This window comes from Xanthomonas cucurbitae (genome assembly GCF_002939885.1).
Lineage (GTDB): Bacteria > Pseudomonadota > Gammaproteobacteria > Xanthomonadales > Xanthomonadaceae > Xanthomonas > Xanthomonas cucurbitae.
Map to the genome: position 1 here is coordinate 22,377 of NZ_MDED01000008.1, position 13,304 is coordinate 35,680.

Consider the following 13,304-nt stretch of genomic DNA (forward strand, 5'->3'; position numbering starts at 1 on the left):
CTTGCAAGGGTACTGGATCAGGCGTTGCGGCCGTCCTCCAGCACCCAGCACCCAAACGCCGGCCCTGCCGAATAACCGGTCTCCGGCTCGATACGGATCTGCAAGGTGGCGCGGCCTGCGACCGCTGCGGGCAAGGCGTAGTCCACATCGACGAAGTCCAGGCCGCGGTTGCCGTCGAGGCGTTCGTTGGCGATGAGTTCGCCATCGGCGAGGAGGCGGAAGCGGCGACGGGTTTCGTCGCCCCAGTAGCGCAAGCGCAGGATGCGGGCCTGGGCGGTGTTGCGCAAGGTGAAAGCGATGAAGCCGCCAGTGCGCGCGTCGCGGCCGGCACGCCTGCGGTAACTGAGGGCGTAGGAGCTGGCGCTGGTCAGGGAGTGGGCCTTCTCGGAGGCTTCGTCGCCCAGGGCCATGTAGTCGAGCGCACTGGCATCCAGCGTCTGCTGTCGATGCGCGGCGGCGGCCTGCTCGACCTGGCGTTGCTGCCAGGCGACGGCATCGCGGTGTTCGAGATAGACCGCGCTGCGGCGGTCGAACTGGGCGTAGAACGGCGACAGGCGCCATTGCTGCGTGCCGTTGAGATACTGGTAATGGCCATGCGCCGGTAGCGGCTGCAGGCGCTGCAAGACCTCGTCGCCGCCGATCAAGGCCGGCGTCTGTTGGTTCCATGGTTTGGCAGCGTCGCCAAGATCGGCGGCCAACACCAGCGGGCCGCGCATGACCGTCACCCACGCAGGATCGTCGGGGGTGGGCTCCAGACGCAGTGGCATCTCCAGTTGCAGCGACACCGTGTCGCCAGCAGCCCATACCCGTTCGATGCGCAGATAGCCGTCGATCGGCTGCAAGCCCTGCAACTGATTGTTGACCCGTAGCGTGAATGCGCTGGCCCAGCCGGGCACACGTAGCGCGAGCGTGCGCGCCGCTGCCGGCGCCGCATCGACCTGCAGCGTGACCTGGCCCTGTTCGGGCAGTGTGCTGCGCAGGCTGAGCGCGAAACCGGCCGCATCGCGCACCGTGGAGGGCACATACAGGTTGACGTACACGCCCTGCCCGTCTTCCCAATAGATCGAGTCACCAAACTGCGCATGCGATTCCATGCCGCTACCGACGCAGCACCAGAAATCACCGAACGGCGACGACCAGGCGCGCGCCTCGCCGGCCAGCAACGGTGTCATGTAGGTGAACATGCCGGTGCGCGGATGCTGCTGGGCCATCACATGATTGAGCAAGGTGCGTTCGTAGTAGTCGAAGAACGCCGCTTGCGGCCCCCACTGATGCAGGTGGCGGGTGAGCTTGAGCATGTTGTAGCTGGCGCAATGTTCGCAGGTCTGCTCGGTGAGAAACTTCGAAATACTGTTGGGTTGCTGGAAGTATTCGCGGTCGCCATTGCCGCCAATCACGTAGGTATGCTGGTCGGTCACGGTATGCCAGAAGAAGCGCGCCGCCGCGCCGGCAGCCGCATCGCCGGTGACTTCGTACTCGCGGGCCAGGCCGATGAGCTTGGGAATATTGGTATTGGAATGCTGGTGCACCAGTTCATCGCGCTGGGCGATCAAGGGGTCGAGCACGGCGTGGTGATGCAGCCGTCGCGCCACTGTCAGCCACTGCGTCTCGCCGGTGCGCAGATGCAGTTCGACGAACGATTCGTTGAGGCCGCCGAACTCGCAGGACAGCACCTGTTGCAACTGCGCATCGTCCAGTGCCGAGAACACATCTTGCAGATAACCAGCCAGGCCAACGGCCACCTGTAGCGCCTGCGCGCTGTCGCAGTGCGCGTGCACATCGAGCAGGCCGGCAAACAGCTTGTGCCAGGTGTACAAGGGCGCCCAGCTTCCGTTGAGGTAGAACGGCGCAGGATCGATCTTGCCGCGTTTGAGCTCGTCGAACACCGCGCGCCCACTCTCGATCTGCCCGGCTGCATTCTTGCGGGTGAAGCCGGCCACGTATCCATCGCCGGCATGCGCCTGGCAACGCGCCAGTTCGCTGACCAGATAGGTAGCGCGTGCCGCACATTGCACATCGCCGGTCTGCGCATGCATCAGCGCCAGCGCACTGAGGTAATGGCCCAGTGTATGGCCGGCGATGGTGTCCGCCTCCCACCCCCCGTACGCCGGCGCCTTGGGATCGAGCCCGGCGTACAAGACGAAGTTGTGCAGCAACCGATCCGGTTCCAGCTGCATCAGGTAGCGGCGATTGACGTGCAGTGCGTCCAGGAACAGCGAAGGTACCAGCCGCACCTGCTTCAGCGGCACCGCACGCATGCTGCCCGGCTGGGCAGCGGCGGCATCGGCGGGAAAACGTAGAAAGCCGGCGGCCACCGCAAGACTGCTCCACGCCAGGAAACGTCGCCGCGACAGGCGACCAGCCTGATGGTGGAGTCCATTGTGATCGAATACGTCGGTCATTGGCTCAGTTCAAGCTCCGGTCAATGGAGGCGTTGGGTGACGAACATGCCCAGGCATGCCATTCAACGATGCATCCCGCCGCCAGGATAAACGCATCGGGATGCATAACCATACGTCTGCTGGTCAGAACTTCACCGTAGCACGCGCCCAGTAGAAACGCCCAAGTACATCGTAGGTGGCCACATCGGTGTTGGCGTTGCCCGCGTTGTTGGAGTAATACAGCGGCGGCTGTTTATTGGCGATATTGTCCACGCCCACTTCGAAGCGGGTGTGCCAGGGCTGCACGTTGTAGCCCAGCTGCAGGTTGTTGTAGACATAGGCACCGACCTTGCGCACCACGCCCGGCTGGCCGGCATCGGCAGACAGGCTTTGATCCGGGTCCGTGCTACCGATGGCGGTATTGCCCACGTAACGGATGCGCCAGGTAGCACTCCAGTCATCCAGCGACCAGCTCACCGTGCACAGGCCCCGCCAACGTGGGAAATTGCCATATGCCTGGGTGTAGCGACCCACGTTGTGGATGGTGACCGAGCTGGGATCGGTGGTATCGGGCAGCACGTCGTAGCGTGTCAGATAGGTCCCGTTGAGGCCGGCGACCAAGTTGCCCCAGGACGTGGATGGCAGGCGATAGGTCAGGTTGAAGTCCATGCCCTTGGCCCAGAGCTTGCCCAGATTGACCGTGGGTTCGGCGATATAGTTGATGGTGCCGTTGCCGTTGCGATGGATCAATGCGCAGAATGCGCTGGCCGAGTTGGCATAACACTGGTTGAGCACCGTCTGCGCCGAGACCGTGGTGATGGTGTCTGCCAGGTCGATCCGCCACCAGTCGGCGCTGAGCGAGAGCCCATCGATCCATTGCGGGTCGTAGACCAGGCCCACATCGTAGGAAGTACCGGTCTCGGGCTTGAGCTGGTAGCCAGCCACGGCCGCACCGGACGCCTTGCCCGCCACCTGGCCGTCCGCCTGCCGGTAGCTGCCATCGATGGGCACATTGGCGCAGGCCACGGCATTGCCGCCGGTGTAGCCATTGCACGGGTCGTTGACGGTGGCCGAATCGCCGGCCACGCCGGCATACAACTCGTTGATGTTGGGTGCGCGGAACACCTGCGACACGGTGCCGCGCAGCAGCAGGTCTGCGACCGGCCGATACTCCAGCGACAGCTTGCTATTGGTCTTGCTGCCGACCGAGCTGTAGTCGGAAAAACGCGTGCCCAGGGTGATGTTGAGTGCGTTGATGCCTGGCAGGTCCTTGAGCAGCGGGAACAGGGCTTCCGCATAGGCTTCCTTGACGTCGAAGCTGCCACTCAAGGTGGACGAGCAGAATTCGATCACACCGCACAAGCCGTTCTCATCGCCTGTCCATAGCGCGTCCGATGCCGTGCTGGAGCGCTCCTTCCGATAGGAAAGACCGGCTGCAAGACTCACCCCGCCTGCAGGCAGGTCGAACAGCGTGCCATTGGCATTGGCTTCGAACTGTTTGACGGTATAGACACTGGTGACGATGGGATTGACCACCTTTCCCTGCAAGGTCGCAAGATTGGACGGGTCGTTGAGGTTGAAGAAATTGAGCGGCGTGCAGCCGGCAATCGGTGCACCTGCACTGCCGCAACGGACAGTGCCGTCGCTATCGAGGAACGATGGGCCGATGGCGCGATTGAATTGCGCATAGTCAAGAAACCCGTTGTTGATCGATTTCTGCTTGACCTTGCCGTAGTTGAAGGTGGCATCCCATTGCCAAGAGCTGTCACCGAAACTCCCGCGCAGCCCGGGGCTGATCTGGAAGTTGTAGGTGTTGTACTGGTAACTGCGGTTTCCCAGCACCGTGGCGCGCGTATTGAGGTCGTTGTATGACGTCCCGGTGCTGCGATCGGTGCCGAAGTTCACGCCGAACGGGTTGTAGTAGCTCTGCGAGGACACCAGGATGTTGTCGCCATTGGAGAAGATCGGAATCGGCGCGATGATGGATGCGGATTCGGTCTTGCTGAACCATGTATTGACATAGCCCTCCACGCGGTCACTGAAGCGATAGGTGCCGAGCAAGAACGCGTTGGTGCGCTTTTGTGGGGTCTGCAATAGGTTGAAGGGTTGGTAGTTGTAGGAATCGGCAGCGGCGTTGTAGCAATGAAAATCGCCTGGGCCGGCGCGGCCGCTGACACCGCTGTTGAGGGTGACGCGCCCGCAGCCGTTGGCCTGCGCAAGTTGCATGGACTGCGCAGATCCATCGTTGAAGTTGACCGTGCCGGTGGGTGTAGCGGACGAGCCCTGCTTCACCGGCTGGCCATCGATCAAGGCCAATGCGTCCTTGGAGTAGGCGCGTGCGCCGGCCGACACCGGGTCGATGCTGTGATACGAGAGCCCGCCGATCAGGCTGCCGCGCTCCCAGCTGTGGCCGGCGGTGAGCGCGAAGTTGCGACGATTTCCATCACGCTCGCTGCTGGTACCGAAGTCGCTGCTGAACTGCACGCCATCGAAGCGCGTGCGCAGGATGAAATTGACCACGCCGCCAATGGCATCGGAGCCGTAAACGGCAGAGGCACCATCGCTGAGCACCTCGATGCGTTCGATCATGCTGGCCGGAATGGCGTTGACGTCGTTGTAGGCCAGCCGGATACCGTTGACCAGTACCAACGTGCGTTTGTCGCCCAATCCGCGCAATGAAATCGCCGATGCACCGGTGCCACCGCCGTTGTTGGTATAGGGATTGGTGGCATTGCCGGCAATGGACGGCAGCTCCTGCAGCAGGTCGCCCACCGTGGCCTTGCCGGTGGCCGCGATCTGCTCCTGGCTAACGGTCACTACCGGGTTGGCGGTTTCGGTATCCACACGGCGCAGACGCGAACCGGTGACCACCACGCTGTCCAGGGTCTGCGTTGCATCGCCGCCAGTCGTTTGCTGCGCATGCACCGGCGCCATGGCAGCGAGAGACAGCACGGCCATCAGTGCGCTGGCGAGCGTGCTCCGTGCCGGGTGCGTGCTGGCAAACGCGGCGTGGGAGTGAGACAACGGCAACATCGGCATGCAGAACTCCTGGTTGGGACGACAGACGTGCGGCAACACACGCCCGAGCCGGCATGCACCAGCGCGGGTCGGAACAGATGGCAGGCGGTCCCGGATGCAGCAGGCCGCGATCAGGCGCTGCGGACGCAGGAAAACAGCGCAAAGCGCACACCGGCAAGTGGTGTTGCCGCAACGCGCGGTCTCTCAACGAAGTGGATACGTAGCGGAGTCGCCCATGCGCCCCGCTTTCATCAGTTGGTCACAATGTGCCTGCGTACACGCCCTGGCGTCTTGTCGCAATTGGCGACAAGGCATGCGGAAAACTGCATGTTCCAGATATTGATGGTCATGCAATGAGGTATGCGGTGCAGCGGTCTGTACCGCAGCACGCATAATCGACCAATGCTGCGCAACGGCAACCTGTGCGCGTTGGCAGCACGCCTGGTTGGGCGTGCCTGGAAAACCTGCGTGCGTTCAGCACCGACCCGGCTTGGTCGGATGCAGCGGTGCCTCAGGGCCGCAGTGCCAGCAGAACCACACCATGTGCTGCCACCCGCACGCTTCGGGTGGATGGCCCCAGGCGGCGTCCGCGCCAGAGGTCACGCACCTGGGCGATGTGCGCCAAGCCTGCGTCTGCGGGCGTAAACGTCACATCCCGTGCCTGCGTGCCGCGATTGAACACGCCCAACGCCACCCTGCCATCAGCAAGCGGCTTGGACCACAGTTCGATGCCGTCGGCCTTGCGCACCGCGCGCCCCTGCCGGCCAAGCGGGTCCTGATCGATCGCCAGAACATCCTGGTTGCGCAACAGCCGCAAGGTGGCTGGCGACATCGCCCGCAGATCGTTGCCCAGCAGCAGTGGCGCAGCCGACAGTGCCCACAGACTCATGTGTGTGCGGTACTCCTCTTCCTGCATGCCGCCGTTGCCGATCTCCAACATGTCCGGGTCGTTCCAGCCACCCGGTCCGGCGTCGTCAGGGTTGCCGTTGCTGTCGAAGCCAATCCGCGCCATCGATGCGTAGTGGTCTTCGATATCACCGGTGGTGCGCCACAGATGTCCGCCGACCTCGCGGCCCCAACGGCCGACACTGTCGCGGCCGTACTGGCACAGGCTGTAGACCATCGGCCGGCCGGTGGCGCGCAATGCCTGGCCCATCTGCTGATAGGCACGCCTGCGCGTGTCGGCGCTCCGAAAGATGCCCTCGCCCGAGCACAGGTCGTATTTGAGATAGTCGATGCCCCATCCCGCCCAGGTGGCGGCATCCTGCTCGACATGCCCGTAGCTGCCGATGTAGCCAGCACAGGTCTTGGGGCCGGGCGAGCTATACAGGCCCAGTTTCAATCCGCGCGCATGCACGTAGTCGGCCAGTGCACGCATGTCGGGAAAGCGCGCATTGGGATGCAGCACGCCGGCGGCATCGCGCTCGCCTTGCCAGCCGTCGTCGATATTGACGTAGCGGTAGCCGGCATCGCGCAAGCCGGAAGACACCAGCGCATCGGCGATGGCACGGATGGTTGCTGCGTCGATCTTGTCGCCGAAGCGGTTCCAACTGCTCCAGCCCATCGGCGGCGTACGCGCCTGGCCATCGGGCGCAAGCCGTTGCAATGGCGGCAGCGGCGCGCTGTGGAACGCCAGACGCTGCGCATCGGCGGCACTGCCCCGTCGGCCGACGACATCCACCTCGGTGTGCCAGATGCGTCCGCTCACCCGCAGCTGCCCGTCGCGCACGCTGGCCACCCACGGTAGCGGCGGCAATCTGGCATTGCCATTATCGATCTGGAACTGCGCCACCCCGTCGACGATACGCAGCTGGTTCATTGGCAGATCGCCATACCAGTCGGTGGTGATGCTGCCTTGCAGCTGCCCGTCGCGCCGTTCGATCCGCAGCAGGCGCGCACCGGGAAACGACGGCCCATCGCCAAGGATCCAGATGCCTTCCAGGGCAGTGGCGGGGGCCTGGGCGGCTGGTGCCGTAGCGGCACCGACCTGCCCATGACAACCTGCTGTCAGCACTACCGCAATGACCAGCAGTGTGGTCACAACCGCAGCGCGGAGCAACCGCAGGTGGCGGGTGGACACAGGAGACACCCGGCCACGGCGCTGCAAGCGCGAGGATTCGCCGGGACGACAGATGCGCGCGGTACTCATGCCGGCACCAACCAACCACCGAACAACGGGCCGGCCGTATCGCCATGTTGTGGCTCGAAACGAATCGTCAGTTGTTTCGCACCACGGGTCAGCGCATGCGGTAACGCATAGTCACGGTCAACAAAATCGATGACCTGGCTCCGTGCAACGGCCACTTCCGCAGCAAGCTTGCCATTGACCAGGATGTTGAAGCGGCCCTGGTCGCTGCCCCAGAAACGCAGGCGCATCGCCAGTGGCCGATCGTCGCCTCGCATGTGGAATTCGACAAACCCCTTGCCACGCACGTCGCGACATGCGCGGCGGCGGTAGGCACCGCCGAAGGAAGTATCGCTGCGCAAGCCATGCGCCTGCTCGGACGCCTCGTCACCGAACTGAATCATGTCCACTGCGCTGGCCTGCATGGCGGCGAATGCGTCCTTCTCGCGCTGGCGACGTGCAGACTCGCGATCCCACTGCGCGGAATCCATGCGCTTGAGATACAGCGCGCTGCGGCGGTCGTACTGGGAATAAAACGGCACGAAGGTCAATCCCTGCGGGCGCGAGGTACTGGCCAGATAGGTGCCCGGTTCGGGCAGCTCCACGAACCCCGCAAGCGGCGAGGCGTCGGCCACCAGTGCCGGCTCCAACGCCGTGTCGTCCTGCTCCACCGGCCCCAGATCGGCGGCAAGCGCCAGCGGCCCGCGTAGCACCACCACGGTGTCGGCGTCGCCGGGCGCCTGTTCCAGGTACAACGGCATCTCGAAATCGGCCTGGATCACGTCACCGGCTGCCCAACGCCGCTGCAGCCGCGCGTAGCCATTCTTGTCGGCCTTTACATCACTGACAACGCCATTGACCCGCAGCTGGAACCTGCCCTGGCACCAGGCAGGAACGCGCAGCGCCAGCCGCGTCGGTGCCGCAGCATCCACGCGTTCCAGGCTCAGCCGTACCTTGCCGTTCTCCGGCACGCCACTGTCCAGCGTCAACTGCACGCCGCGCTCGCTCCAGTCCAGACGGGAGGGAATGTAGAGATTGACGTACAGCGTGTCCGCATCGGCCCAGTAGATCGCGTCACCGAACTGTGCATGTGCCTCCATGCCGCTACCCACGCAGCACCAGAACGAATTGAACTTGTCCGACCAGCCACGTTCGGCGCCAGCGATCATCGGCGTCATGTAGGTGAACATGCCGGTCTGCGGATGCTGCGCGGCCATGGTGTGGTTGTACAGCGTGCGCTCGTAGTAATCGAAATACCGGGCCTGCGGCGTCCACTGATACAGATGCCGGGTGAGCTTGAGCATGTTGTAGCTGTTGCAGTGCTCGCAGGTCTGCTCGGTCAGGAAGCTGGCGATACTGTCCGGCGCCTGGAAATATTCGCGATCGGCATTGCCGCCGATCACGTAGCTGTAGTGGCGGGTCACGGTTTCCCAGAAGAACCGCGCCGCAGCGGCGGCATCGACATCGCCGGCCACCTCGAACTGACGCGCTGCGCCGATGAACTTGGGCACCTGGGTGTTGGCATGGTGATGCGGCAGATCGTCCTTGCCGGCTTGTGCCGGATCGATCACCGCCTCGTGCCGCAAACGCCGCCCGATCTCGATCCAGCGCTGATTACCGGTCCGCGCGCCCAGCTCCAGATACGACTCGTTGAGACCACCGAATTCGCTGCCCAGCAGGGTCTGCATCTGGGCATGGCTGAGCGTGTCGAACACGCCGGCCAGATAGCTGGCCAGCAACTGCAGCACCTGCAAGGCCTGGGTGTTGCCGGCAAGCGCGTTGGCGTCCAGCAGGCCGGCGAACAACTTGTGCACGGTATACAGCGGCGACCAGCTACCGTTGAGATTGAACGCGCTGGCGTTTATCACGCCGCGGCGCAACTCCTCGAAGACCTGCTTGCCCGCCTCGACCTGATCGCTGGCGTTCTTGCGGGTCAAGCCGCCAACATACCCGTCGGCGTCCTTTGCCTGCGCACGCGCCAGTTCGGCAACGATGTAGTCCACCCGCTTGCGCAGCTCGGCATCTCCGGTCTGCGCAGACATCTTGGACAACGCGCTGAGGTAATGGCCAAGGCTATGGCCGGCGATGGTGTCGCCCTCCCAGCCACCATAGACCTCGCCCTTGGCCGGCAGGCCCGCATACTGCAGAAAATTGTGTAGCAGCCGGTCAGGCTCCAACTCCAACAGATAGCGGCGGTTGGTCTGCAGCGATTCCAGGAACAGCGACGGTTTCAGCCTGACGGCCTGCAGCGGCGCTGCATTGACCGCGCCAGCCTGGCTTGCAGCGGCCTCCAGCGGAAAGCGCAACCAGCCCGCAGCCACCGCCAATGCGCTCCACTGCAGCAGCCGTCGGCGCGAAGCATCGATGGGCGACTGGCCCGCGTCGGTCGCGGGTACATGCCCGCATGCCGCTTGCCCAGTCCCATGCTGCACAGGCGCCTCAGATTCATCATGCATATCGATTCAATTCCAGTTGTAGCGCAAGATCAGGCCGGTCGTGCGCGGGTAGATTTCCCTCTTGGCGCCGTAATATCTGTCGCGCTCCCAGGTAGGTTGGCCATTGACCTGGCCGGCGTAGCTTCCATAAAACGGGACCGAGGCCACCTCGGTATCCTGATTCAGCAGATTGTTCACAAGCAGCTCCAGCCGCAGCATCTGCGGGCCCCAATGGCGTTCGTAGGCAGCATTCATATCCAGCGTCCACCAGCTGGGAAACCGGCCCAGGCTGCCACGCGAAACCGCCACCCCGTCGCAGTAAAACGCGGAAGGACCCGCGTCGTAGGCCGCGTCGGTGGGGTCCGGATACTGGCTGTAGCACGAACGGGGTGCCCCGCTCTGCCAGACCGCACCAAGCCCGAGCGACAGACCGCTGGCGCCAAAGGTGTGCGAGCCATTGAAACGCAGCACATGACGCACGTCCGCCGGCAAATCACCGTTGTTGCCCGCCGACAACGATGCATAGCGAAAGTTCGGCGCCCCCAGCACGTTGCCGTTGGTCTCGCCGTAATAGCCCTCGTAATTGCCGTACACATGTTTCCAGGTATAGCCGAACAGCAAGAACACCGGTTGCTCCGGAGTCTCCGGGTGCACCAGCTCCAGACTGGTGCTATAGATCTCGCGACGTGGCTTGGCAAGCCCGGTGGCAAGTCCAGGGAGGGTCACCCGCTCACGCTGTCCATCGCCATTGAGATCGTTGTCAATGACTACCGCACTGCCCGGGTTGACCAGCATATTATTGGTCAGATGCGGATCGGCAAACCCGAGTGATTGAAGATACTTGTACGCAGGGCTGGACAGACCGCTACTGAGATCGTTCCACACCGCCAGCGCACGCTTGACCGAGGAATGATTGAATTCCAGCGTGCTGGACCAATGCGGCAGCAGCTGGTTGTCCTGCAGATACAGGGTATAGCTGTCCTGGCGCGCATTGCGCAGATTACGCGAGGTCAGGGTCACCGGCTCGCCGATGATGCTGGCATTGGTATAAGTGCCGATCTGACGCGGTGCGATCGGCGTGCCATCCGGATTGATACCGGCGTAGGTAGAGGCAACATAGGCATCACTGAAGTCGTTGAACAGGCTCGTCAAGATCACGCCCGGCACCGGCATGGTGTAGATACCCGCACTGGCGCCGAGTTTCATCGTGCTGTCGCCACGTACATCCCAGGACACGCCCAACCGAGGCGATGTGGTGTACAGGTCGAGCACATTGCGCCCGTTGGCCAGGCGCGCGCCGCTGTTGTCGCGGCGCACGCCGCCGTAGACCACCCAATGATCGGCAGCCTGCCAATAATCTTCCACGTAACCGCCGCGATTCACTTGCCCCAGTGGCCCGCCACTTCTGCCGACATGGGTGAGCAGGATCGGCGTATTGGCCGGCACCACCAGATCACCGACCACGGCACGGTCCTGGTCACGGCCATAGTTCAGGTAGGTGTAATCGCCATTGCGGCCGAACAGACTGAGGCTGTCGAACGACAGGTCGTAGTGCTCGGCGCCCAGTTGCAGCTTGTGCTCACCCAACTGCCAGGTGTAATCGGCGCGAAACCCGCGCTTGTGATAAGTAACCGGCTCTTCCGAGTCGCGCACACCGTTGGCTAACACATTCGCCACTCCGCCCGGCTCGTCGAAACGCACGGCGTACAGTCCGGAGTCGGAGAAGCTGTTCTTTTCCATATGGCTGAAATAACCGGCCATCAGCGAAAGATTCATCGTGTCGTTGAGCTGCCACCGGTAGCGCCCCAGGTAGAACGCGTCATGACTCTCAAACAGTATATCGCGCAGATAGCTACGCTCTGACGCGGGATTGGATGGCTCGGCCAGGGTGCTAATGCTTGTGTAGTTTTTGCGATCCGAACGCGCAGCAGTGAGGTCGAACTGCTGCGCGTCGCTGATGACCCAGCTCAGGTTGAGCGCGGGGTTGTTGTAGGCAGAACGGAAGGTGCGCCATTCTTCGCCCACCTCGCCGGCCATGAAGCTGCTCTGCGACTGCGGGCGATTGTTCTGCAGCACCACATTGAAGAACAGCTTGTCGTTCAGCAACGGACCAGAGAGAAAGTAGGTATTGTTGAACGACGTTTCGGTACTGCCGTTGGTGCTTTGGTCCTGGTAGTAATAGCGATTGACGCCGTTGCGTTGTTCGATCAGATACGGGCGCACCCTGGGATTGAGCGTGCGCGATGGTGGCAGGCCGATTGACGATGCAAAGCCCGCACGCAGGGTATTGTCGCCGGACTTGGTCGTGGCCGATACCGACCCGCCCATTGCATTGGAATACTTTGCCGATGCGCCATTGGCGATGACCTGTGCCGAGCCGATCATATCCCCCGGCACTGAACTGGCGCCTGCGCCGGTGTAGTCGAAGGTCGTATCGAACTCGTTGATGTAGTAACGGGTTTCGGTCCCCGACCCGCCATTGAACGATGCCAGTCCGGAACCCTGCCCCGTGGTGACCTGCGCCATGTAGATCTGCGGCAATTGGGTGAGCAGATTGTTGTAACTCCCACCATCGCTTGCGCCACTGGTGTCCACGCCCGTCTTGCGGAACAGCGCCTCACTGTATTGGCGCACCAGCACCGGCGTGGTGACATCGATGGGGACGGTATTGTCTGCCGCGTTGTTCACCGCATCCGCACGGACCTGCACCGTATCCAGCGTGGCGGCCTGCTTGTCGCCGGATGCCAGCTCCGCCACCTGCGTGGCACTGCCAGGCCTGACCACTACATCCTGCACATCCAGGCTTCGGCCTGCGACCTGCAGCTCCACCCGATACTGGCCCGGTACCAGACCGTCGACGCTGAACCTGCCATCACGGTTGGGCGTGCGTGTCTGGCTGGCGCCGGTGCCGGTGTTGCGGATCACCACCTGTGCGGCTTCATTGGTGGAGACGGTGCCGTAAAGGGTGCCAGTCGCCTGCTGCGCAACGGCATGTTCGGTGGGCAGCAACGCCATGGCGATGGCGAGGCCAGTCAACAGAGGAATACAGCGACGACACGAACGACGTGCATCTTGCATGGATCACCTCATGAGCCGCTATGGAGACATGCCCCCGTCCACAGTCGCCTGGGATCTCTCCACAGATGCGCTATCGCGTTGGCCGATGATGATTTGCAGTACCCACCCTCTGGCATGCTGAACCCTCTCCAACGCAACTTCTTGCAGAAAAACTGCAATTTTCATGCTGATTACCACCAAACGGTCGCGGCATGGCGCTGTCGGCATGTGCGAGACAAGCGCATGCCCGCCTGTGCAACGCAGCACTCCCGTCTAGCGCGACGCGAC

At 63.0% G+C, this 13,304-nt stretch carries 5 protein-coding genes; all 5 read right to left on the reverse strand.

Going from position 1 to position 13,304, the window contains the following annotated elements; all coding sequences use genetic code 11:
• Positions 1–17: 17 nt before the first annotated feature.
• Positions 18–2,402, reverse strand: coding sequence for a glycoside hydrolase family 127 protein (locus XcuCFBP2542_RS06205; protein ID WP_104602744.1), 2,385 nt, complete (start codon positions 2,400–2,402; stop codon positions 18–20).
• A gap of 123 nt (positions 2,403–2,525) precedes the next feature.
• Positions 2,526–5,420: a TonB-dependent receptor domain-containing protein gene (locus XcuCFBP2542_RS06210; protein ID WP_104602745.1), complete on the reverse strand. Its 2,895-nt coding sequence runs from the start codon at positions 5,418–5,420 to the stop codon at positions 2,526–2,528.
• 490 nt (positions 5,421–5,910) lie between these two features.
• The gene (locus XcuCFBP2542_RS06215; protein WP_104602802.1) at positions 5,911–7,548 is read right to left on the reverse strand and encodes a glycoside hydrolase family 27 protein; all 1,638 of its coding nucleotides are present in this window, start codon (positions 7,546–7,548) and stop codon (positions 5,911–5,913) included.
• On the reverse strand, positions 7,545–9,980 hold the full coding sequence (locus tag XcuCFBP2542_RS06220; protein WP_104602746.1) for a glycoside hydrolase family 127 protein: 2,436 nt from the start codon (positions 9,978–9,980) through the stop codon (positions 7,545–7,547). Before XcuCFBP2542_RS06220 ends, XcuCFBP2542_RS06215 begins: the two co-directional genes overlap by 4 nt.
• A gap of 6 nt (positions 9,981–9,986) precedes the next feature.
• On the reverse strand, positions 9,987–12,974 hold the full coding sequence (locus XcuCFBP2542_RS06225) for a TonB-dependent receptor (protein WP_158251437.1): 2,988 nt from the start codon (positions 12,972–12,974) through the stop codon (positions 9,987–9,989).
• Positions 12,975–13,304 lie beyond the last annotated feature (330 nt).